Genomic DNA, 24,106 nt, shown 5'->3' on the forward strand with positions numbered 1-24,106 from the left:
CACATTCAGCCCGCACTATGATGTTCTCGGAGCTGACACAACTATTTGAGGGACAACCAGTAAATGCAAAACCTGACGATTATCGTGATGATATTGAGCAGGCTAACGTTTTACATAAACCTACCAGTAAGTCGCGCACCTTGACTTGGCGACATCTCGTCGATTTGTATGGCATGGATACAGAAATTACACTTTTTCGAATCTTCCGACAATTATGGGAGAGTGATGCTAGCGCACGTCCTTTACTGGCGTGTCAGATGGCATTGACGCGTGATCCTATATTAGAGATGTCCAAAGCCAAAATATTATCTCTGCAGTTAGGTGAACACTTGCCAAGAGAAGATATGGAACAGGCTATTAGTGATCAGTATCCTGACAGGTTCAGTGCAGCGTCGCTCAAATCTCTAGCGCAAAATGTTAACGGCACATGGACAAACGCAGGTTATTTGCACGGACGGAACAAAAAGCATCGAGCTGAGCCTGACGTGAGGCCGGTTAATGTGGCATTTGCTCTATTACTCGGCTATCTACAGGGAGCGACCGGAAATCGGCTGTTTAATACCGAATGGACTAAAATCCTGGGTTGTCGTCAGGAACGTTTGGTCGAGCTGACAAGGCAGGCAAGCTACAGTGGTTTAATTGATTTCAAGCACTCTAGTGAGGTGATGGAAGTGACATTTCCTAACTATTTAAATGAGGAAGAGGAGTCATGGATATATGAGTAATCGATTGAATCGCCTGATTCAAAGCTATTCTAGTTATATTAGTATTCCCTGGATGAGAGGATTGGCAGATGAGCAGCGTGTACTGTTTGCCGTCTACCACAAAGAAGATGAACTAAAGCTACGAGCGCGTACTGAAGAGTTCCGTTTGGCGACTGAAAGCGCAGGACATACTTGGTTAGAGTTGGATATAACGCGCCTGTTTCCTGAATGGATGGCAGAACAAAAATACCGTGAAGACTATTTTGAAGATCCAGAGTTTTTGAAGTCTAAGTATAAGGTATTTACTCGACAGTCTGTGGAGCTGTTAGCAGAGCGTATTCAAAATGAAGCTGATGAAGACACCCTGGTGGCTCTAGTAGGGTGTGGCACATTATTTGGCTTAGCTTCCGTATCGGACTTTGTAAAGCAATTAGCTCTTCATGTACCAGGTCGCTTACTGGTATTGTTTCCAGGAGAGTATATTGATAACACCTATCGATTGCTAGATGCTCGCGATGGCTGGGGTTATCAGGCCACAGCGATTACAGCAGAAAACTAATATATATTAATAATATACCTACCTGTCTTACTTTAGATCAGCGTAATGTTTGCAATGGAGCTTGAAGAAATGTTGAACCGTGAAATTTATCAGTTAGATCCGACGCTGAACCGATTAGAAAACAATGGTGTTGCAGAAGTAAAAGATGATCAGTCTAGTCAAGCTCTTAAAACTTTGCGTTATGAAATACAGACATTCGTCTGTGATGGTGAGTATGAAGCTGGATTAGATAAAATTTTATCTGCCTATCTGACAAACCTAAACAGTGATCATGAGCAGCCAGGAGTCTGGATCTCTGGTTTTTTCGGTTCAGGTAAGTCGCACCTGGCAAAGATGCTTAGAGCTTTTTGGATTAACCAAGAATTCAATGATGGAACTAGAGCAAGGGATATTGCTGATTTGCCATTAGAAATTAAAGATCAATTCAAAGAGCTGAGCAGTGTTGCTAATCGATATGGTGGTCTTCATGCCGCATCTGGAACATTAGGGTCAGGTGCAAATAATAATGTGCGCATGGCGCTACTAAATATCATATTCAAATCTGCCGGGCTCCCAGAACAGTATCATCAGGCTCGTTTTGTGATGTGGCTCAAGAAGAAAAATATTTTTGAAAGCATTAAAGCACGTGTTGAAGATGAAGGAGATTGTTGGGAAGACGAATTAGAAGATCTGTATGTCTCTCGTAGTATTGCTAGGGCATTGCTTGAAGAAGACAATACGCTAGGTGAAGACTTCAAAGAGGTGCGTCAGCTTCTTCGTGAACAGTATCCCATTGCCTCAGATATTACTAACCAACAGATGGTAGATGCAATTTATGATGCTCTGGCATCAGATGGTAGCTTTCCACTAACTCTGATTGTATTAGATGAGGTACAACAATATATTGGCACTGATGCTGAAAAAGCACATCAAGTCCAAGAAATGGTTGAGACTTGCTGCAAACATTCTAAATTTAAAAGCAAATTGCTATTTGTCGCCACTGGTCAAAGCGCATTGTCGGGCATGGCAAACTTGCAACGCTTGCTTGGTCGCTTCCAGATTCCTGTACAGCTGTCTGATACTGATGTTGAGTCGGTTATCCGCAAAGTTATCTTACAGAAAAAAGCCTCGGTTAAACCCCAGCTAGAGTCTATGCTGCAATCTCATCTAGGAGAAATATCTCGGCAATTACGAGGTACGAAAATTGAACATCACCGTGAAGATGAGAAAGTTCTGTTGGCTGATTATCCATTATTGCCGGTACGCCGGCGTTTTTGGGAAAAGGTCTTACGTATCGTAGATACAACAGGTACAGTTTCTCAGCTACGCAATCAGCTCAAAGTCATTCACGAAGCAGCTCAGGCTACAGCAGACAAGCCACTAGGTCATGTCGTGCCAGCTGATTTTATCTATGATCAAATCTCAGTAAACCTTTTACAGACGGGTGTAATCTCTAAGGAAATCACAGAAACCATTGGTCGGTTTTCTGCGGGTGATGCTGATGACAAGCTCAAGTCTCGTATACTCGCTTTGGTCTTGTTGATTGGGAAACTGCCTACTGATCCAGCAGCTGATTGTGGTGTAAGAGCCACCGCTGATATGCTTGCGGATTTACTGATAGAAGACTTTAATAACGGCAAGGATGCGATCCGTACGGCCGTGCCTCAGTTACTGAAAGAGTTGACTGAAGAAGGTCTGCTGATGGTTATGGAGACTAGCGTAGGCGCTGAATACCGACTGCAAACGCAAGAAAGTGCCCAGTGGTATGACACTCTACGTCAGGAGGAGGCAGATCTGCGTGGTAATATGCAGCGCGTCGAAAATATACGTGTGGACTTGCTCCATAAATCTATCCGCCAGGACATTAGCAAGATTCGATTGACTCAAGGTAAGTCTAATGAGATGCGTCAGCTGATTGTTAGTTTCGATTTAGAGCTGCCAAGCGATGCCAGTGAAAAAGTCTATGTTTGGATACAGGACGGTTGGAGTCTTGATGAAAAAAGCTTTATATCCGAAGCCCGTCGTCGTCAGCCTAGCGAGCCGACAATATTTGTTTATATCCCTGCGCGTAACCGCTCTGAGTTGACCAATGCAATCATTACAGAGAATGCAGCATTTGCGACACTAGAGAAGCGTGGCATTCCTAATACTGACGCAGGTACGGATGCTCGTAGTGCGATGGAAACTCGCCATCGTGACGCACAAAAGCAAGCCCAAGCTTTATTGAGTGAGATTTTTGCTGGCGTGCAAGTATTGCAAGCCGGTGGTAGTGAAGTTGAAGGTAATAGCATTGCAGAGCGTGTTGAGACGGCTGCTAAAGCATCCTTAGTTCGTCTGTATCGTGAGTTTGATGTCGCTGATAATACGGGATGGGGTAAGGTCTATGATCGAGCTCGCAAAGATGGCGGACAGAATGCATTAGAAGCTATAGGTTACTCTGATGAGCCTGAGCAGCATCCAGTTTGCGCACAAATCAAACGCTACATAGGAGTATCTAAAAAAGGTAGTGAGATTCGAGATTATTTTTCTGCCGCTCCCTACGGTTGGCCGCAAGATACTATCGACGGCGCTCTATATGCATTATTGGCCAGTGGTATTCTGATTGCTAAAGGTAATGGCAATCATCCTGTTTCTGTAAAAGAGTTAGAACGTAAACAAATCAGCCAAACTAATTTTCAACCAGAAAGTATCACTATTCGCCCAGTAGATATGATTAAAATACGTGGTTTAATGAATGCTAGCGGCATTGCGTGCCAGCCTGGTGAGGAAGCGGCTAAACTAGATTTGCTAATAGATAAAGGTCGTACATTGGCAAAAGAAGCAGGTGGCGATGCTCCTTTTCCTGAGCGCCCAAGTTACCGTTTGTTTGATGAGATTGCGCAGCAATCTGGTAATGCCAAGCTTAAATATGTTCTAGATGAGCAAGATGCCATCAAGCAGTCACTCCAACAATGGGCTGAGACTGCTGATAAGATTCAAAAGAGACGACCTGATTGGTTTGTGTTAAAAGATTTGTTAGACCAGAGTCAGGGTCTGTCATTCCAAGCTGATATCCAAGCCGAAGTAAGTGCCATCGAAGCCAATCGCTCGTTACTCGACGAACCTAACCCAATTACTAGCCTTAGTAAGCAATTGGTTGATAAGTTACGTGAGGCCGTACAGTATCGTGTAGATAGTTACCTCGAACAGCATGCCAAGAATTTGGCTCAGTTGGAAGATGATAGCTATTGGCAGCAACTAGATGATACTCAGAAAAATGAGATTCTGAATAAGTTTAAGCTAACGACGTTTAATCAGCCGGCTCTAAACAATGCTGATGCAATTATCGACGCACTGAATGAGGTTAGTCTAGAGCAATGGAGAGATCGTACAGATGCTCTAGCCAGCAAGTTTGATAATGCACGCATGGAGGCGTTACGAAGATTGCAGCCTAAAGTACAATATATTGCTCTGCAACGAGCGACTTTTGAGACAGAGGAAGACGTCAATACCTGGCTAGCGGAAGTTAAAACTCAAATTCTTGATAAACTTAGTGATGGACCGGTGACTTTCTAATGGCAACAACTCGACAACCTCTTGATAAAGCATTGCGTCGTACGTTAGAAGCGACAGTGATTAAAGCTCGTGATATTGCTGAGCTAGCGGCAAATCAAGCAATTAATCGTCTGGGTGTAGGTGATGCTAAACCTGCTGACTATTTAAATGATGAGCAGCGCAAATTACGTACTCGCTTGCGCGCGCGTGGTCGTCAATTGGGCGACATTAAACATGATAATGGTCGTCAAGCCACTCATAAACTAGTCATCGAAGTGGCTTATGAGCACTGGCACCGTATGCTATTTGCTCGGTTTCTTGAGCAAAATAACTTGCTCATGTATGACGAACACACTTCGTTAAGCTTAGATGAATGTAATGAGTTAGCCCAAGACTCTGATACAGCTCGCGATGATTTAGAGCGTGGCTGTGAAAGCGGTTGGGAGTTGGCAGGCGTGTTGGCATCGAAGATGTTGCCGCAGATTTTTCGTATAGACTCGCCAGTGTTTGAGTTAGAGTTCGCTCCTGAACATCAGCGTAGTCTAGAGCAACTTGTCACTGGGCTGTCTTTAGCAACTTTTCAAGCTCAGGATAGCTTAGGCTGGGTATATCAGTTTTGGCAAAGCAAGCGCAAAGATGAAGTAAATAAATCTGAAGTGAAGATAGGCGCAGATGAGTTGTCGCCTGTCACTCAGCTATTTACTGAACCTTACATGGTCAGCTTTTTGATAGACAATGCCTTGGGTGCTTGGTGGGCTGGCAAACGACTGACTGACAGTGATTGGCAAAATGCTAGCAGCGAACAAGAGCTACGCAATAAAGCCGCTATTCCAGGCGTATCACTTGAATATTTACGCTTCGTACAAGATGAACAAACCAAAATATGGCAACCAGCCTCAGGCACTTTCGATGCTTGGCCAGATGAGCTTAGTGAATTTAAAGCCATAGATCCATGTTGTGGATCAGGTCACTTCTTAGTTGCTATATTCCTCATGCTTGTGCCAATGCGTATGCAGCTTGAGAGCCTCAGCGAACAACAAGCCATAGATAAAGTGCTAAGTGAAAACTTACATGGGCTTGAGCTAGACCAACGCTGTGTAGAGCTGGCAGTTTTCGCCTTAGCGTTAGAAGCTTGGCGATATAAAAATGGTGGTGGATATCGTAGTCTGCCAGAATTACATTTGGCTTGTAGTGGTCTATCTATTTCTGCTGCCAGAGACGAATGGAAAGCGCTAAGCCGAAATGCTGGCAAGCAAAACCTAAGTATTGCGCTGGACTGGATGTATCAAACCTTCCAGGATGCGCCAGTGTTAGGTAGTCTGATTAACCCGCGCCGTAGTGATGCGGCAAAGATTGCTAAATGGAACGACTTACAGCAATTGCTAGGCGAGGCACTAGAAAAAGACCAAAACAAAGCTCATGACGCTGATAACAGCGATCAAACCAACCAACTAGAAGCAGGGATTGTGGCTCAGGGCTTAGCAAAAGCGGCTGAACTATTAGGTAGCCAATACACTTGGGTAGTGACTAATGTGCCTTATTTGGCATTAGGAAAACAGGACGACACTCTGAAAGACTATTGTGAAGCTAATTATTCAGAAGGTAAGAACGATCTTGCAACCGTGTTTCTTGATCGCTGTTTAGAGTTTTGTGTTGAAGGTGGTACATCTAGCGTTGTTTTACCGCAGAACTGGTTATTCTTAGGTAGTTATAAAAAATTCCGTGAAAAACTTTTAATCAATGATACATGGCATTTTATCGCTCGCTTGGGAGCTAAGTCTTTTCAAACACCTATGTGGGATTTTAATGTTCAGTTACTTACCTTGAGTCGTGGCAATACTACTAGCGGAGCAGTGAGTTTGCTAGATATTGGTGGACAAGATAATTGGATTCGAGGTATTGATGTATCTGTACCCCGTACTGTGACGAAGAAGAGTGCCAGCTTATTGAAGAATGAAATTAAGAGTGTAAAACAGAGTAAACAACTGGATAACCCGGATGTGAGAGTAATATTTGGTAAGGAACAAAAAGGCAAGCTTTTTGATCAGTATGCATACTCATATGAAGGACTCACAACCGGCGATCTTGATAGGTTTGTAAGATCATTTTGGGAGATTGTACAGAGTTCTGATTGGTCGTTCTATATTCAAAATACAAATTCAAGCTGTCATTATCATGGAAGAACTGACTCTATTCATTGGGGAATGAATGGAGAAATTGTGGCTGAATTTCCAGGATCATTTATTAAAGGAAAAAAAGCATGGCAAAAGCGAGGGCTCCGGATAACACAGATGAGAGATTTACCACCAACGATTTATTCTGGTGAAGTTTTTGGAAAAAATGCAGCAACATTAATTCCGAATGATAGCAAGCACCTTACTGCCATGTGGTGCTTTTGCTCATCTCCTGAGTATAGCTTAGCAGTCCGAGAGATTGATCAGTCATTAAAAGTAACTAATGCTACATTAGTGAAAGTCCCTTTCGACCTAGACCACTGGACCAAAGTAGCCGAAGAGCAGTACCCTAATGGACTACCAGAGCCATATACTAATGATCCTACCCAGTGGATATTCCATGGTCATCCCTGTGGCTCAGTGATTTGGGATGAAGAAACAAAATGCACTGCGAATGGTGAACTACGAGTTGATGACAGTATATTACAAGTCGCTGTAGCTCGTTTATTAGGTTATCAATGGCCAGCTGAGAATGATACTGAAATGGAGTTAGCTGTTGAACAAAGACAGTGGGTTGAGCGTAGCAAAGAGCTTAACCAATTTACTGACGACGACGGTATCGTCTGCTTGCCAGCAGTGCGCGGTGAAAAGGCTGCTGATCAGCGCTTAGAGGCATTACTCCAAGCCGCCTATGGCGAAGCCTGGACGACACCTCTAAAAAATCGCCTGCTGGAAACGGTAGATGGCAAGTCTCTCAACCAATGGCTACGTGATAAGTTCTTTGAGCAGCACTGCAAACTGTTCCAACATCGTCCCTTTATTTGGCACATCTGGGATGGTTTAAATGATGGTTTTAGTGCTTTGGTCAACTATCATATGTTAGATAAAGCAGGGCTTGAACGACTCATTTATACCTATCTGGGTGATTGGATCCGTACCCAGCAAAGCGGCATGGCTAGTGGCGAAGACGGAGCACAGGAACGTCTCGCAGCAGCTGAAGCGCTGAAGCGAGAGTTAGAAGCTATCCTTGAAGGTGAAGCACCTTACGATATTTTTGTACGCTGGAAGTCATTAACAGAGCAACCTATAGGTTGGAATCCTGATCTTAACGATGGTGTTCGCTTAAATATACGCCCATTTATGAAAGCTCGTGATGTCGGTAAAAAAGATGCTGGCGTGTTGCGTTGGAAGCCTAATGTAAAATGGACCAAAGACCGTGGTAAAGATGTCGAGTCTGCCCCTTGGTACACCTTAGGTTTAGAGTACGAAGGCAAGGAAGGTGATCGTATTAATGACCATCACCTGACGTTGGCTTACAAGCGCGCGGCGATGGAGAGTAGGTAATGAGTGAAAACTACCAGGGTATGCGCTGGCTCAAATGCGACTTACAAGTGCAGACTCCCGAGGATAGTGCGCATTGGGCTGATAACGATCTGCGTTTAGGGGAACCACGGAGATCAAAGGTGGGTGGAATGCCTTGTGAGAAGAGCATTCAAGAAAAAGCTAGAGTTTTCCTAACACGTTGCCATGAGCTTGAGTTAGATGTTATTGGCATAACTGACCATAATTTTTCGCAAAAATCCGATCCGAGGGACTGGTTTCTAACCCACTTAGTTGAACAGAACCGAGGGGTTGCAAGAGAAGTTGGACGGAACCCATTGGTTATTTTCCCTGGGTTTGAAGTGGATATTGGTTATCATGTTTTATGCTTATTCCCAACTGCTAAAAAACAAACGCAGTTAGAAGATTGTAATCGCTATCTTACAAAGTTGGGTTTAGCTGAGTCAGAGAGATTTTCTTCAGGCACGCCTAACCTACTTAGAAAAGATGGGCAAAATGTTTCATTGAAAACGCTTATTAGCTTAGTTCAGAGTGAAATGGGCGGAATTGTGATAGCAGCTCATTCAGACCAAGCTAGCGGTATGTTAGAGCAAGCGATATATCGAGAGGATTTTAAGCACCCTGAGCTGTATTGTGTTGAAGTGACTAAGAACCCACCAGCGCAAAAATATTTAGATATCTTAGAGGGAAGAAATACTGACTGGAAAAGAGACGGGTTTTATCCCGCTTACATAATGTCATCAGATGCAAAATCTCTAAAGACAGAAAGCTGTGGGAAACCAAAGCCTAACAGTCTTGGCTATAGGCATACTTGGATTAAAATGTCCAAACCCTCTATTGAGTCATTACGGCAAGCATTTTTAGATCCTACTTCTCGCATTAAGTTACCTGAGGACGTCACAACCGATAAAAACCCATCCGTTTTAAGTAATTACCCTTATATCAAATCCATTAAAATCGAAGGGGCTGAATTTTTAGATAACCAAGAAATTCACTTTTCACCCAATAAAAACTCTCTAATTGGTGGGCGTGGTAGTGGCAAGTCAACAGTGCTTGAGTATTTGCGTCTTTCCTTGGGTAAGGAAAATAAAGAGCAAGGTAGCAAAGCAGAGCGAGTTAAAAAGACTACTCAAAACCCAGACTTTAAAGCGACAGTCGAATACCGTCAAAAGCACGGTGTGGATTATACGCTTGAGCTTACGTCTGCGGGAACGTCAGTTATAAGTCACAATGCACAAGACCAGGCTATATTATTAGAAGGTTTGCCTGCTCAATTTTTTAGTCAGCAGCAATTGAATAAGATTACTGAGGCAGATGAGAATGGGCAGTTAAAAAGTACAGAGCTGCTACTAGAGTTAGTAGATGGCTTCGTTGCTGACGAGCTGAAAGAGTTAAAAGAGAAAGAAGAGATTTTGTTAGGTCAGATCAAGCACAAGCAAAGTCTAAAAATACTACATGATGATAACTCAGAAAAAATCACTAAGCTGAAGCAGGAAATTGAAGGTTTAGCGCAACAGTGGCAAGCAAGACAAGACGTACGGGCTGATGCTGAGACTCATAGTCTGCTTAAAAAAGAGAAGGCTTATGTTGACTCATTGGTTGGTTTAGTTAATAACGATATTGATCAGCTTAAAATTAAAGCTTTAGAGTTTGATGTGAGTTTTAGTGGTTTTGTTCATGATGATACTCCCAATACTGCATGGTTTAAGAGCGTTGATCAGAAGGTTAAAAACGCTAACCAAGTATTAAAAGACAATATTTTAAGGCTAGTTGAACAACATAGATCAGAGCTTGATAGTTTTTTTGTGGGAAGTGAGCAGTGGGCGTCAATTCAAGGTCAGCTTGATGAAGCAGACGGTACATTTCAAAAAGCTTGCGCATCAAAAGGTATTCAGCCAGAAGATATAAAAGAGCTAACATCGTTATCAGCTCAGAAGTCGCAAAAAGAACGAGAAGTTAGTCAGCTCGAAAGAAAAAATAAGGAATATGGTAATGATATTCAGGAGCTTGATGTATTAAAGCAAGACTTAGAAACTATTTGGGGGCAGCAGCTTGACCTCAGAAAGCAGGCTGCAGACAAAGCTAACAAGCTAGCTGTTTACGAGGGAAGTAATAAGTCTTTTGTGACAGTAGAGTTGATATACCAAGGAGACAAACAGTATTTCTTACAAGCTTGGGAAGATTTTGGACCAAAAGACAAACGAGCAACGTTAGCTAAGGATTGGTGTGACTTAATCAAAGAGTGTTTAGAAAGAGCAACCTCGAATCTAAACAGTAGTATTTGGACTGCTCTTTACCAAGAGCTTGAATCAGATGAAGAGCTAACAGAGGTGAAAAGTTATATTGATTCAAACTCTAGTAAGTGGAATAAATTAATAACTCGTAGAGTTCCTGATTCCATTGATATTACGCTTTACCGTTCTGATGGGTCTGAAGCGGGTAAAATATCAGCCAACACCTTATCAGATGGTCAGAGAAATACCGCAGTTCTAGCTTTACTTTTGGCGCAAGATGGAGGGCCATTGATCATCGACCAGCCTGAAGATGAGCTGGATTCAAATTTTGTTTTTAACGAGCTTATTCCAATGATTCGTCGCATGAAAATGAAGCGACAGCTCATATTTGCCACACATAATGCCAACCTACCAGTTAATGGTGATGCAGACTTGCTTTATGCCTTCGAAGCAAAAGATGGTAGGGGAGTTTGCAAAGCGCAGGGTGGTTTAGATTGCCAAGATGTAACTGAGGCTGTTCTAGATATTATGGAAGGTAGTGAAAAAGCGTTTACTAGTAGGCGTGAAAAGTATGGATTTTAAAGCAAAAGAGATAAGCATAAGAGTGTAAGTTTATTCATTGCCTATTTGTTGAATATACAAGTTGAAGTTTAAAGCTATAACACTTGTATTAGGTGGTTTTGCATTTTTTATTAGCAACATTCCTATCTATCCGCAAGGAATATTATGAAACTTATTGATTTACTGGCCAAAGAATTACGTGCCAGCGCTAAGTACAACTTGAATGTTCAAGTAGCTCCCAGTGTGATTCTTTGGATCGATAAGCAGCGGCAGGGGGCTGAATAAATGAAGTGTAATTGGCCTGACTATGATCCAGCAGTAGCATTTTTCCCTGTCGAACTGAAACCTGTATTTATACAATCGTCTCGGCAGAGTGGAGACTTATTTGGTTATCATGCATTGCCGCGTCATTTTGCAGTAGTAGAGAGCGAAAGCGACTATGTTTTTGCGGTAGTGACTGAGAATTATAAATTAGTGACTAACCAGCAAGCATATGAGCTCGCAGCAGAAGCACTTAAGGTAGTATTTGATTTCACAGCATTGAAGGATATGGCATGTCTAAAAATAATAATGCCTAAAACACGCTCTTTTTGTCACATAGATCTGATACATAAGGAAAGTAGTTTTAAGCCATGGAAAAATGATCAATGGATACCTTTTATCCGTATCACCAACAGCTATAATCGAACGCATAGACTACGTTTTGAGATAGGTTTCTGTCGTCTGAATAACCTTAATGAAGTTATTTTTGAGAGTAAGAGTGTAGAAATTAGTTTTGCTCACACTAAGCAATTGCATGACATTATGCTTCGCTGGCATGAGAATATTGGTGAAATTAAAGAGCTAGAAGTTGAGTTCATTAATCAGCTGAGAAACCTTGAACGTTTTCATGTGCCTAGGCGTTATATGTTGCCACTAGCATGTAAGGTATTTGGGATTAAGCTAAATCCTAAGAAATCTATCAGCTCAAGCAGAATTAACGATTTAATCCTATTTCGTAACGATATAGATCGGCTTACTAATGACTATTTCCATACTCTAGGCGAGCAAGGTTATGCTGCTTTGAATGTACTAATGGACTATGCTATTCGGCCAGTTGGAGTAATGTCTCCTGAAAATAAGATAGATAGATACCAGCGTAGAGCTGGCGATTGGATCAATGATTTCTCACAGCAAATAGAGAGTCGAGAATTCTCTTTTGAAAACTACCTTAAAGACTATATAACAACCTCCAAGATGATTACTGAATTATGATTAAGTCCGTTTATAACTACCCAGTTTCTACCCTGCTCGATATTGAAAGCGATGTAATATACGTTATCCCACGCTATCAACGTGAATATACTTGGAGTCGTATACAGTGGGATGCACTGCTCGATGATTTATTAGATAACGAACTTCATTACTTTTTGGGCTCAATTATCTGTATCAATCAATCTCAGGATTCTTTAGCAATTCGGGAGCTCGAGTTAGTAGACGGTCAACAACGTATGACGACAATATCGATTTTGCTGGCTGCCATCTATGATATTTTCAATAAGCAGCCGAATCTCGTTATGGAACAACAGATTGAGCTCTACAATCTAAAGCATAAATTAGCTTTAAAGAAAATGCCAAATCAACCACGTCTAGTACCTCAAGTACAGAATAATAATCAACAAGATTATTTTTCGGTATTGGATAGTATAGGCATTCTTCAAGATATAGAGATGGCTGCACATGCAGGTAATCGCCGAGTGTTTAAAGCGTACCGGCACTTTCACTCTCGCATTAACCAGTATCTTGAGCACAGTGATAATCCGATTATTAAACTTCAAGAATTATTAGAAAAAGTAAATACAGCAACTTTAGTGAAGATTGAAGTAGCAAGTACTTCTGACGCCTACACTTTATTTGAATCGCTAAATAACCGTGGCGTGCCGCTTACCGCCATCGACCTTATCAAAAATAAGCTACTTGCTGTACTAGAGTCTCAAGATAAAGGTAGTATTGATAAACAGTATAATCGTTGGAAAAAAGTGATTGATGCTTTGGGTGACGACTATGCAGTGCAAGAACGGTTTTTCCGCCAATATTACAACGCTTTTAAGCCCAGTTTAAAGCAGATAGTCTCTGTACCGGTAGCCACCAAGTCAAATCTGATTAAAATATATGAGAAGCTAATAACCCAAGATGCTGAAGGTTTTCTGCAGACAATGATTCGTATGTCTGAATACTATGCGCAAATTGTAAGTTATCGCGCTGTGCCCAATCAGCCTAAATTATCTTCGTTATTACTATCATTAGATCGTATCCAAGGTAGACCAGCATATCTACTACTAATGGTGCTATTTGAATGTAAGGCTGATCTTAAACTGCAAGACATTCACTTAGAACAAACAGTAGAATTTCTAATCTCCTATTTCGTTCGCCGAAACGCGACTGACTTACCACCAACCCGAGATCTCACTCGTATTTTTATGGATGTGGTTGAGAGTATCATGACATTAAAAGGTGATGAAGTGGTTAAGCATATTCAAACTAGACTCAAAGCCGAAAGCGCTAGTGATGAGCAGTTTAAGAAGAGTCTCAAAGGACCCATTTACGAGGATAATAAAGCAGTCTGTCGTTTCGTTCTATGTGCTTTAGAAGAAAGTCGTATGACTCGTGAGACTCAAGTGGATCTATGGGCGCTTAAAGGTAAAAAGTATATCTGGACTATTGAACATATTTTTCCTCAAGGCGACAACATACCGATTGACTGGGTAGAAATGATTGCTGATGGAGATACAGAGCTTGCTGAGGAGTATCGTCAAGCTTATGTACACTGCTTGGGGAATTTAACCATCTCTGGTTATAACAGCGCGCTAGGTAATAAAAGTTTTGAAGATAAGAAAAACCGAGTGGATAAGCAAGGGCGTAAAGTTGGCTATAATAATGGACTATATTTAAACGAATCACTAATTGAACAAGACAGTTGGTCTGTTCAAAAGATTGAAGATCGTACTGATAGACTAGTCGCCGAGATAATGGAAAAGTACCTATTAACAGTATCAATTGCCAGTATTTAGTAGTGTTATAGCAATGCCTGTTTATCTCTTTATGGGAAGATTATGAAAATTATTGATTTACTAGCAAAAGAAGTACGTGCCAGCGCTAACTATAACTCAAATGTTCAAGTAGCTCCTAGTGTGATTCTTTGGATTGATAAACAGCGGCAGTGGGAGTCAGCACTACCTTTATTGCAAGCCGCTATGTCTGAGCTGATCGTTCTAGGAGACTATGCTCCTGAGAAAAAAACAGGTCCTGCTATCTGGATTAAATGTGTTGTTGATGGCGCTCTTTCAGAGGTTGAGCTTCCTAAAGATCGCACTCCTATTGTTTATTTACCAGGCATTGAGCGCCGAGACTTACGAGCCATTGCTACTTGTCCTGAAGCGCTGATGCCTTTAGCTGAACTGCAATACCGTGGTAGCTGGTGGATATATAATAATTCTGGACGTGATTGGACCGTAAATGCTTTTTTGACTTCAGATAACGGTGGTGTGGGTCTTGATGTTGCTAGGGATGACAAAAGCCAGCAAGCGATGTTGCGTGTATTGAATGAGGTTCTTGAAAGTAAGCGTGAAGATCTAGCGAATCGTCGTCTTGAGGCTTCAGACTTTAACAAGCTAGTGTCCAGTGATCCAGTCCGTGATTTACTCAGTTGGATGAACGATGAAAAAGCTTGCCGTGAGCGCTGGGATGAGGCGCGCTGGCAAGCGTTAGTCGGTATTTGTGAAACTGAATATCATTTCAATCCCGAGCAAGATGGCGAGCTGACAGCCGCTGAGCTGTTATGTCAGCGTCAGGGAGTTTGGGAGGGAGTGTGGCAGCGTTATGTTGAATCCTGTCATCATTACCCTTCTTTGCCCGAGCTATTACTAAAGGTTCAGGGTGATCTTGTTGCTGATGGTGCAAGTTACCCAGTTATAAACCAAACTGAAGAATCTGCTTTAGAAGAATCATTATCTCAGCTACAAACACTTAACTCAGTCGAGATACGTCAAGAGTTAGCTGCACTAGAACAGTATCATGCTGAACGACGAGAATGGATTTGGTTTAAGTTAAATATGGCTCCGCTGGCTGGTGTGCTGAAGTATTTGAGTGGTGTTGCAAGTATAACTCAGCAGGGTTTTTCTGGCACTGACCCTGAAGAGATGGCTACGTTATACCGTGATAAGTATTGGCAGGCGGATGACCTAACCCTCAAAGCCTTGGCTTATCCTTTAAGGTCCAGTCAGCAAGCTTTAGTACAAAAACTGCTTGCCCTCATCTATACGCCGTGGCTCGATGAGGTTACCTATAACTTCCAAAGTTTAGTAAAAGATAAAGGCTATCCCGGTACAACTCAACTCAACAAGGCGACAGCTGATTATGCTGATGCGGGAGAGGTGGTATTCTTCGTTGATGGCCTGCGTTATGACTTGGCACAGCGTCTTGTTGAACAGTTAAAGCCATTGGGAGAGGTTGGACTTGCCACTAACTGGTCGGCATTACCTTCAGTTACTGCAACGGCTAAAGCTGCTGTCACGCCAGTACACGATCGTCTAACCGGTAGAGGAACCGACCGTGATTTTGAACCAAGCCTACTGGATGAAGATAAAAGCTTCTCTGCTTATTACTTAAGAAAATTTCTGAAAGAAAAAGGTTGGCTCTACCTTGAAGAGGGTGACTCAGGAGATCCGGCATTTAATGCATGGGTACAAAGCGGCGATATAGATAAGGAGGGCCATGTAAAAGGTCTTAAACTTGTAGGAAGGGTTGATAGTTTATTAGATGAAATAGTTGAGCGGATTGAAGAGTTGCTGGCGGCAGGATGGCGTAAAATTAGAATCGTAACGGACCATGGGTGGATGTTGACTCCTGAAACGATGCCGAAGGTGGAGCTACCTAAACACTTAACAGAAACTCGTTGGGGACGATGTGCAGTAATTAAAGATTCAGTTGCCAGTGGCTATTTGCAGGTAGGTTGGTACTGGAACAGCCAAGTCAGTATCGCTATAGCCCCAGGGGTTTCGTGTTTTAAGGCTGGCTTGCATTATGATCATGGTGGCTTGAGCCTACAGGAGTGCTTGACACCGGTGATTGAAGTTCTTAATAAACAAAGCTCGATCCCAGCTACTACATCAACGATTACAGCGACCCTATCAGATTTGCGTTGGATTGGGTTTCAGTGCAGAGTGCAAGCTGATAGTGACTTTGATGGGATTGTCGCAGTGCTACGAATACACGCGGCTGACTCAGACTCTGAGATTAGTAAGCGTAAACCCCTTAAAGAAGGTAAATGCACGCTCATGGTGGATGACGAATATGAAGATACGTCAGCTATTCTTGTACTGCTAGACGAGCATGGCAATGTGATAGCAAAAAAACCAACATTAGTAGGAGACATGTAAGTGGAATTAGATGGGCTAGACCAAAAGGCTGCAGATTTCTTTGAGGGCTACATCGTTCGTAAGGATCTTGTCCGTACATTTGCTCGCCAGTTCCCAGTACCAACTTATGTGGTTGAGTTTATGCTGGGTCGTTATTGTGCATCAACAGACCCAGATGAAATAGAGGAAGGTCTTGAAATTGTCCAGCGTCAGCTGTCTTCAAGAACAGTACGTGCAGGAGAGGAGGAGCTATTCAAAGCACGTGCCTATAAGGATGGATCAGCCAAGCTTATTGATATCGTTAGTGTCAAGTTTGTCGAAAAAGAGAATGGTTACCTTGCCAGCTTACCTAGTTTAAACCTTACTAAAGTACGTATACCGGACAAGATTGTTGATGATAATGAGCGTCTTTTGACAGGTGGGTTTTATGCTGAAGTAACGCTTGAATACGACAGTATTATTGCAGAAGAAAAAGGCAATGCTTTTGGTATAGCTGAATTGCGACCCATTCAAATGTCAAAACGTAACGTGCTAGATGTGATGAATGAAGCTCGCACAAACTACACTAGTGATGAATGGCGTGATTTCTTAATTCGCTCTATCGGCTTGGAACCAAGCGCTTTATCACAACGGGCTAAAGATGCCATCCTACTGCGTATGGTGCCATTCGTTGAGCGTAACTACAATATGGTCGAATTGGGACCACGTGGTACAGGTAAGAGCCACTTGTTCCAGCAGGTATCCCCTTATGCTCATCTGATTTCTGGTGGTAAAGCAACAATCGCTAAGATGTTTGTGAATAATGCTAGTGGGCAGCGTGGTTTGGTCTGTCAGTATGATGTAGTTTGTTTTGATGAAGTTAGCGGAATATCCTTTGATACTAAAGAAGGTGTCAATATCATGAAAGGCTACATGGAGTCAGGTGAGTTTAGCCGAGGTAAGGAAAGTATCCGTGCAGATGGGTCGTTGGTGTTCGTAGGAAACTTCGATGTGGATGTTGAGCATCAGCAACGTGTGGGCCACTTATTCGGTCCTTTACCTGCAGAAATGCGGGATGACACCGCATGGATGGATCGTATTCACTGCTATTTGCCAGGCTGGGATGTCCCAAAAATGAGTAAAGAGCTCACTACAAATCATTTTGGTTTAGTTAGCGACTTCTTTTCTGAATGCATGACTCGCCTGCGCTTTCAAAGTCGTGTCTCTGCTATGCAGAATCGTGTGTATTTAGGTGGTGCACTCAGTGGCCGTGATAGCAATGCAGTTAATAAAACAGTATCAGGCCTACTAAAATTAATGTATCCAGATGCCGAGCTTAGCGTATCTGATGAAGACTTAGAATGGGCAATTCGTTTGGGGCTTGAAGTACGCCGCCGGGTGAAGGAGCAACAGAAGCGAGTTGGTGCTGCTGAGTTTCGTAATACCCATTTCAGCTACACTATCGGTGATGATGGAATTGAAAAGTTTGTCGCTACAGCAGAGCTAAGAGCAAATAACGAGATAGGCGATGACCCCTTAGAGCCAGGACAGGTTTGGACTATTAGTGAGGGTGGTTCTGAGGTTGATGACAATGCCGGTTTGTATCGTATTGAAGTAAACGAAGGGCCTGGCTCCGGAGTGAAGATTCTTAATAATCCAGCACCTGCTGCGTTCAAGGAGTCCTTACGTTACGCTGAACAGAACCTCTATGCGCGCTCCATGCAGCTGATAGGAGATCGTGATCCTAGAGCTCATGAGTTCACAGTACAACTGAGGGCTTTCGATGCGGCTAAGAAGGGTTCTAGGATCGGTGTTGCAGCGCTAGTTGCTATGTGTAGTAGTGTGCTGAAGAAATCGCTAAAAGGTGGCTTGATCCTGATAGGGGAAATCAATTTGGGTGGCTCTATTGAACCAGTCACCAATGCGGTGAATATTGCTGAGCTGGCAGTGGAAAAGGGTGCCAGCGTGCTACTTATGCCAGTTACAGCTAGGCGTCAGCTGTATGACTTGTCAGATGATATGGCTACGAAAATTGATATACAGTTTTACCAAGATGCACGTGATGCACTGTTGAAAGCTATAGTAGAGTAAACCCTAACATTACTCAAACCACCTGAGTATTTCGTAAAATCTTAAAAGCGCCTCTAAGTAATTTCTGATTTGACTTAGCGGCGTTTTTTTGTACTAGGTTATGCTAAGCACGTCGTTATTTTTTCCACTAAATCTAATAATAACAAACCCTAAAAAATGACGATATTAACACCTAAGCAGTAGAGCTTGCCCAATTTTATATACTGATAAAAGTCGATATATACTTCATTCTATATACTACACATCCATAGTCCTCGGGTAACCCTCCTAACAATTGATCATGATTATTGAAGCAAACGATAGAATTTAGAATAGTATATAACCTAGAAAACTAATTGGTAGGCAGTTTAATATACTTATCTTAATGATAATCACTGATGAGCGAATGGATATGACAGCGGTTTTAAGTAATGAGGATGAACCTCTTATTGAAACAATAGCCCACGCGTGCGCCATTGCTTTTCAAGGTAATGCCAGCAACGGACTGCAGTAAGACTATTTTTCTTTCTAGATCATTGGGGGGATTACCATTGGTATCAAGAGGATTTAAGGGTGATGGCAGTGACATCAGTACAAGCGCCATTTTGTCTTGCCGTATCGGGTGGCGTTGCTAGCTCTAACAAGTCACAGCACTGCTCAAAGGCAGTTGTCAAAGCAATTTATGATAGTTCACTTTTAAGATGACAGTTTGATAGATTCGATAACCTATAGAGTAGCTCATATGTCTACACACCCAATCGCAACCTACAAAAAATCAGCCCGTTTGTTTGCGCTCTATCAGCGCTTGCCACGTAGTAAAGACAAGGCAATATCACTCACAGAGCTAATGAGTGTTTATGGCTATAATCCTGACCATTACGCAAATGAGCGCAAAAATTTAGAGAACGATCTAACAAGTCTCAATCAAATATTCAATGACGTTTTTCACAGCGATGCTTTAATGCGCCTGCCAGCTTGGGGTCAAAATATCAGCGGCAAGACAGCACGGTTTTATATTGAGCCAAGTTTTAGTATCGATATCATTAATGAGCAAACCGTCTTTTTTTGGCAGATGCTAGCTAATTATACTGCAAACTACTTGCCAGCACCTTTTAAGCAAAGTATTGACGATAAATTGACTCAGTTAGATCGTCAAGATAGACATAGCTTTAATCAAAGCAAGCTGGGGCAGTGGCAAGACCATCTCATTACCCTGCCGAGTATCGTACAAGCACCAAAGCTTGATAGTGAGGTGCTGGCTAGCATTCATCAGGCGCTATTACACAACAAGCAGCTTCAAATCAGCTATCAAAACAAATGGCGTAACAATCCTACAATCAGGGTAATCTACCCTAAAGGACTTATTTTTATCGACAATATGATCTATCTTACTGGGTTTAATCCAACGAGTGATCATATCGATGATAACGTCCTGTTGAAGGCACATCGTAATTTTGCAGTTAATCGTATTGAAGCAGCTGAAGTAACAGAGCAGTTGGTACCGGACTGGGTAGAGCGCAATGCTTTTACTCTTGAGAATCTACGTAAGCTAGGAAAGCTTGAATTGAATAATGGTTTGAAAATCGGACTGGTTCTAAAGGTGCAAAAATATGCCTGCCAGCATTTATATGAGCGGCCGTTATCATCTACTCAAACGATTACGGTTATCGATGACACTTGGAACGAAGTGCGTGCAACAGTTGCCAATACGCAGCGCTTGCAAGACTGGCTAGTCAGTATGTCGCAGTTGGCAGTGGTGATTGAGCCTAACGAGTTAAAAGCGGTTATTTTAGAGCGTTTAGAAAGCGGGATGAAATTATATACAAAATAGTTGATCAAGAATTTTGCTAAAGTACTAAAAGACAAATGCATTTTTTTAATGTCATCAAGGAGCTAGAATGACCACACCTAACTTATTTAAATTTGCCACCTCTGAGTTATCACAAGACGCTTTTATCTGCTGGCTTCTATCGTGGGCGGACAAAGACTATCAGATAGGAAGCGATAAACATAAAGCGCTCAATAAGATAGCAACCAGTGTATTGGCGTTATTCTTCGATAAAGCGAACAAATCACTACCGAGCCATATTGATGAAATAGTAGTGAAGCGTCAAGTGAATAACATTGATGTCCTTTGTATTATTAACGACACTTACTGCGTATTAATTGAAGATAAAGTAGGTAGTATTCAGCATTCTAATCAGTTGGTTCGATACAAGCAGTTTATGATTAATGATCATAAAGTTACTTTCACAGAAGATGAGATAATCCCAATTTATTTACAAACGCATGATCAAAGCAACTACAAAGCTGTGTTAAAGGATGGCTTTTATCCAGTAACTAGAAGAGATTTATTAGACCTCTTTAATAGTGAACAAAATGCGGCACTGCAAGAGAGTGATATATATAGCGATTATCTTAACCATCTGCAGTCTATTGAAGAAGCAGTGCAAAGCTTTCAATCAAAACCCGTCAAAGAATGGAAAAAACGGGCTTGGATTGGCTTTTTTCAACATTTGCAGTCTTATTTAGGAGAAGGTAATTGGAAGTATGTCGCCAATAAGTCAGGAGGGTTCATGGGTTTTTGGGCATTCAAGAAAACGGTAGATGACATCGCTATCTATTTACTACTAGAACAAGATAAGGTTTGCTTTAAAGTCTCTGTTCCTAATATTAAAGGGCGTAGTAAGATTAGAAATGAGCTTTATAAATTATTTAAGACAGAAGCGTCTAAGTTCGATTTAAAAGTGAGTAAGCCGAAGCGCTTTGGTTCAGGCAAGGATATGACTTTTGCTGTACTAGACACAGATATCTTTGATGGTGAAAACTTCATAGATATACAGCAGGTTAATAGACTGATGGATGAAGTACAAAAATTCATTAATCATACGATAAGTCAGTATAAAAATAAAAACGAGTGATACTTTTAGTGTCATAACATTTAGAGTAACAAAAGGTCTAATCATGAAATATCAGCTCGACGAATCGAAAGTAGATGACATTCCATGTGTCGCCTTATACCGACCAAATAAAGGCCATTATTCGCCATCTGTTATCGCCTGTTTTATGATCAATGACGGTTGGAATGAGCAAGCACTACTAGCGCTAAAACAGAAAGTAGATGCTGATATTTTAGTAGGCTTACAGACAGATGATCATAAGTATGAACGCTTGGATATTATAGAGGGGGTTGTTAGATGTCAGCCTGATGAAGTAAATGATGTCATTGAACTGCTAGATGTAAAGTCTGCAAGTACTATCATCGGTATAGATGTAGCAGACGTTATAAGCTTGTTTGAGTGTGGTTATTCATTTCAGTTTGTTCAAGCAAGTGCCACAGGTGAGTCTGAATCAGATTTAATAAAAACAACCACACATAAACTTGTGAAACAACTTTCAAAAGCTCATGATACTAGAGGATTGTTTGTTGGAATGGAGAATGTTGAAAGTCTCCCACTAGATGTCTTTTCTTATATATCAGAAGCTGTTGAAGCGTTATTATTTACTGATGATGTATCTATTTATTACAGCTCAAGTATGATTGATGAACCTGATTGCTTTCGTTTAAAGGCAGTTTATGCTGAAGAAAAGCAAAGCCACATATAATAAACATATGGCTTTGACTGCTACTATAGTCTAATCCAAATAAAACCGATACAATCCTATTAATAATTGCATTTAATGAAATGAACCATGACTTATTCAATAGACTATCGCAAACAGGTACTTTTTAGCATCGCTGATGGTATGACCATACGAGAAGCTGCGCTATTTTATGGACTTAGCACCAGCACCATTCACAGCTGGCAGCAGAACCTAGCTCCTAAAACAACCAGAAATAAAGCACCGACTAAAATACCTGATGACGCCTTAATTGAAGACGTAAAAACATATCCAGATGATTATAACTATGAAAGAGCTCGTCGCTTGAACTGTAGTCAAACGGGTATCTTTAATGCTTTAAAGCGTCTTGGTATCAGTCAAAAAAAAGACCCTAGAACATCCAAAAGCGTGTCCGATAAAAAGAGCGGTATTCCAGAGTAGGCTTGATCGCTTTACGCAGCAAGGCTACCCCATTGTCTATATGGATGAAAGCGGCTTTGAGGCTGAAACCATTCGTTCTCATGGCTATGCACCGATTGGTACACCCTGTATCGATAGCTACAACTGGCAAGCAAAAAAGCGAACCAACGTCATCGGAGCTCTCTATGAAAAGATGCTATTTGCGCTTGATTACGTTGAGCAGAATATCAATAGCACCATATTCTACGACTGGTGCAAACACACTTTAATTCCAAGTCTCAAGACTAAATGCGTGATTGTCATGGATAACGCTCGGTTTCATAAAAGCAAACGTATTCAAAAGCTACTCAACAGACATGGCCATCGTATTCTTTGGCTACCACCGTACAGCCCTGATCTGAACCCTATCGAGAAGAAGTGGGCACAGGCTAAGCTTCTACGCCAAGGATGGATGGAGAATAATCTACCTAAACTGTTTTATGATATGGGCTGTATCGATTTTATAAAGATTTAACTATATCAATTGAAGCTAGTTATATTTGCTAATAGAGTCTCCGCGCCACATAGCATGCTCACATACTGCACAAAACCAACTCTCTTTTGCCCGCATATAAGCAATATCGGCAGGTACTTCAATAGGACAGGCGCTTCCGCAATATTCACAGCACACATCATCTAGGCATGCGTAGCATTGGCTTACGGTTTCAAATAACGTATGGGTACTAATGCTATATTTTTGACAAAGCAGATGGACATAATCCACATAACTCATTTTATGGTTATAGGCCCAATAATCCTCACAAACCCGTTTGTCCCAAGCGTTTTGTGTCATGCTCCATTCAATGCTGATGCCCACAACGTACTCCTTTTTAATGACCTGATACCTACGATTAGCATTACCTTTTTATAGTAATGATATCTATTGAACCAGTCGCACCTATCATCATTAGCCAGCTATTGAGCAGCAAGATAGGTATATGACATAATAAAGCGTTAGTCAGCATAAAATAGTTTTTGACGGAAACTTAGTTATTGCCAACGAGTATTATTCTAGCAGAAAAGTAGTCACTGGCAAGTATTTTTTACTTACCAATAAGGATTTTATTGTGATTTCTTGTAATCTCCCTGTACTTCTAGCAGAAAGACGACTACGGGTGGCCGATCTAGTAAGGATGACAGACATTAGTAAATCAACACTTCATAGGATTTATAACGATGAGACGACTCGTATAGAGTTCGATACGCTAAGCAAATTGTGTGAAGTATTAGAGGTGACACCATGTGAGATATTAAAATACATACCTGATGAAGACAGTAAAAATTAGGTTTTATAAATAATGTAGTTGAATCTATATATTCATTCTAAACTCTAAAAAATAACGATATTATTACCTGATAAGAAATATTCATAGCTCTCACAAATAATAGCATAGCTATTATTTGTGAGAGCTTTTTTAATGACTTTGCACTCATTCATAGCCAACATATTTTTTAATAAATATAATTAAATCATATGCTTGCATAATGTTATGTTATAACGTACCATTAATGA

General features: G+C 41.5%; 16 protein-coding genes. 15 read left to right on the top strand and 1 reads right to left on the bottom strand.

Annotated elements, in window-relative coordinates; all coding sequences use genetic code 11:
- Window positions 1–17 precede the first annotated feature (17 nt).
- From I3255_RS11445 to I3255_RS11510, 14 genes are all read left to right on the top strand, one after another.
- Complete coding sequence (locus I3255_RS11445) at window positions 18–725, top strand: hypothetical protein (protein WP_238038932.1); 708 nt, start codon at window positions 18–20, stop codon at window positions 723–725.
- Window positions 718–1,263 (top strand): DUF1788 domain-containing protein, encoded by a 546-nt coding sequence (locus I3255_RS11450; protein WP_075101224.1) that lies wholly within the window; start codon window positions 718–720, stop codon window positions 1,261–1,263. The genes I3255_RS11445 and I3255_RS11450 overlap by 8 nt, the downstream gene beginning before the upstream one ends.
- 45 nt (window positions 1,264–1,308) lie before the next feature.
- Window positions 1,309–4,797: a BREX system P-loop protein BrxC gene (gene brxC / locus I3255_RS11455; protein WP_238038933.1), complete on the top strand. Its 3,489-nt coding sequence runs from the start codon at window positions 1,309–1,311 to the stop codon at window positions 4,795–4,797.
- On the top strand, window positions 4,797–8,294 hold the full coding sequence (locus tag I3255_RS11460) for an N-6 DNA methylase (RefSeq protein WP_238038934.1): 3,498 nt from the start codon (window positions 4,797–4,799) through the stop codon (window positions 8,292–8,294). The genes brxC and I3255_RS11460 overlap by 1 nt, the downstream gene beginning before the upstream one ends.
- On the top strand, window positions 8,294–11,107 hold the full coding sequence (locus tag I3255_RS11465; protein ID WP_238038935.1) for a TrlF family AAA-like ATPase: 2,814 nt from the start codon (window positions 8,294–8,296) through the stop codon (window positions 11,105–11,107). Before I3255_RS11460 ends, I3255_RS11465 begins: the two co-directional genes overlap by 1 nt.
- 264 nt (window positions 11,108–11,371) lie before the next feature.
- The gene (locus I3255_RS11470; protein WP_238038936.1) at window positions 11,372–12,340 is read left to right on the top strand and encodes a hypothetical protein; all 969 of its coding nucleotides are present in this window, start codon (window positions 11,372–11,374) and stop codon (window positions 12,338–12,340) included.
- The gene (locus I3255_RS11475; protein ID WP_238038937.1) at window positions 12,337–14,136 is read left to right on the top strand and encodes a DUF262 domain-containing protein; all 1,800 of its coding nucleotides are present in this window, start codon (window positions 12,337–12,339) and stop codon (window positions 14,134–14,136) included. Before I3255_RS11470 ends, I3255_RS11475 begins: the two co-directional genes overlap by 4 nt.
- 42 nt (window positions 14,137–14,178) lie before the next feature.
- On the top strand, window positions 14,179–16,503 hold the full coding sequence (gene pglZ, locus I3255_RS11480) for a BREX-1 system phosphatase PglZ type B (RefSeq protein WP_238038938.1): 2,325 nt from the start codon (window positions 14,179–14,181) through the stop codon (window positions 16,501–16,503).
- Window positions 16,504–18,552 (top strand): protease Lon-related BREX system protein BrxL, encoded by a 2,049-nt coding sequence (brxL, locus tag I3255_RS11485; RefSeq protein ID WP_238038939.1) that lies wholly within the window; start codon window positions 16,504–16,506, stop codon window positions 18,550–18,552.
- 721 nt (window positions 18,553–19,273) lie between these two features.
- Window positions 19,274–20,362 carry a WYL domain-containing protein gene (locus I3255_RS11490; RefSeq protein WP_238038940.1) on the top strand — a complete coding sequence of 363 codons (1,089 nt, stop codon included), beginning with the start codon at window positions 19,274–19,276 and terminating at the stop codon, window positions 20,360–20,362.
- A 67-nt stretch (window positions 20,363–20,429) separates the two neighbouring features.
- The gene (locus I3255_RS11495; protein WP_238038941.1) at window positions 20,430–21,452 is read left to right on the top strand and encodes a PD-(D/E)XK nuclease family protein; all 1,023 of its coding nucleotides are present in this window, start codon (window positions 20,430–20,432) and stop codon (window positions 21,450–21,452) included.
- A gap of 43 nt (window positions 21,453–21,495) precedes the next feature.
- On the top strand, window positions 21,496–22,137 hold the full coding sequence (locus I3255_RS11500) for a hypothetical protein (RefSeq protein WP_238038942.1): 642 nt from the start codon (window positions 21,496–21,498) through the stop codon (window positions 22,135–22,137).
- Between the two features lie 87 nt (window positions 22,138–22,224).
- Complete coding sequence (locus tag I3255_RS11505; protein WP_238038943.1) at window positions 22,225–22,575, top strand: IS630 transposase-related protein; 351 nt, start codon at window positions 22,225–22,227, stop codon at window positions 22,573–22,575.
- Window positions 22,502–23,068, top strand: a complete 567-nt coding sequence (locus I3255_RS11510) for an IS630 family transposase (protein WP_227678906.1) — start codon at window positions 22,502–22,504, stop codon at window positions 23,066–23,068. Before I3255_RS11505 ends, I3255_RS11510 begins: the two co-directional genes overlap by 74 nt.
- Window positions 23,069–23,083: 15 nt before the next feature.
- Here the strand turns inward: I3255_RS11510 and I3255_RS11515 are convergent, their stop codons facing one another.
- A complete protein-coding gene (locus tag I3255_RS11515) occupies window positions 23,084–23,410 on the bottom strand; it encodes a hypothetical protein (protein WP_105245356.1) in 327 nt (108 codons plus the stop codon).
- Window positions 23,411–23,660: 250 nt separating this feature from the next.
- Between I3255_RS11515 and I3255_RS11520 the strand changes: the two genes are divergently transcribed.
- The gene (locus I3255_RS11520) at window positions 23,661–23,879 is read left to right on the top strand and encodes a helix-turn-helix transcriptional regulator (protein WP_093071416.1); all 219 of its coding nucleotides are present in this window, start codon (window positions 23,661–23,663) and stop codon (window positions 23,877–23,879) included.
- Window positions 23,880–24,106 lie beyond the last annotated feature (227 nt).

Source organism: Psychrobacter sp. Ps6, assembly GCF_022129235.1.
In the GTDB taxonomy this organism is placed as follows: Bacteria; Pseudomonadota; Gammaproteobacteria; order Pseudomonadales; family Moraxellaceae; genus Psychrobacter.

What these genes read in the sequence shown, in the direction of transcription:
- I3255_RS11470 (WP_238038936.1), top strand. Translation starts at nt 11,372, where the DNA reads ATGAAGTGTAATTGGCCTGACTATGATCCAGCAGTAGCATTTTTCCCT.
- I3255_RS11505 (WP_238038943.1), top strand. Translation starts at nt 22,225, where the DNA reads ATGACTTATTCAATAGACTATCGCAAACAGGTACTTTTTAGCATCGCT.
- pglZ (WP_238038938.1), top strand. Translation starts at nt 14,179, where the DNA reads ATGAAAATTATTGATTTACTAGCAAAAGAAGTACGTGCCAGCGCTAAC.
- I3255_RS11460 (WP_238038934.1), top strand. Translation starts at nt 4,797, where the DNA reads ATGGCAACAACTCGACAACCTCTTGATAAAGCATTGCGTCGTACGTTA.
- I3255_RS11465 (WP_238038935.1), top strand. Translation starts at nt 8,294, where the DNA reads ATGAGTGAAAACTACCAGGGTATGCGCTGGCTCAAATGCGACTTACAA.
- I3255_RS11500 (WP_238038942.1), top strand. Translation starts at nt 21,496, where the DNA reads ATGAAATATCAGCTCGACGAATCGAAAGTAGATGACATTCCATGTGTC.
- I3255_RS11490 (WP_238038940.1), top strand. Translation starts at nt 19,274, where the DNA reads ATGTCTACACACCCAATCGCAACCTACAAAAAATCAGCCCGTTTGTTT.
- I3255_RS11445 (WP_238038932.1), top strand. Translation starts at nt 18, where the DNA reads ATGATGTTCTCGGAGCTGACACAACTATTTGAGGGACAACCAGTAAAT.
- I3255_RS11495 (WP_238038941.1), top strand. Translation starts at nt 20,430, where the DNA reads ATGACCACACCTAACTTATTTAAATTTGCCACCTCTGAGTTATCACAA.
- I3255_RS11450 (WP_075101224.1), top strand. Translation starts at nt 718, where the DNA reads ATGAGTAATCGATTGAATCGCCTGATTCAAAGCTATTCTAGTTATATT.
- I3255_RS11475 (WP_238038937.1), top strand. Translation starts at nt 12,337, where the DNA reads ATGATTAAGTCCGTTTATAACTACCCAGTTTCTACCCTGCTCGATATT.
- brxC (WP_238038933.1), top strand. Translation starts at nt 1,309, where the DNA reads ATGTTTGCAATGGAGCTTGAAGAAATGTTGAACCGTGAAATTTATCAG.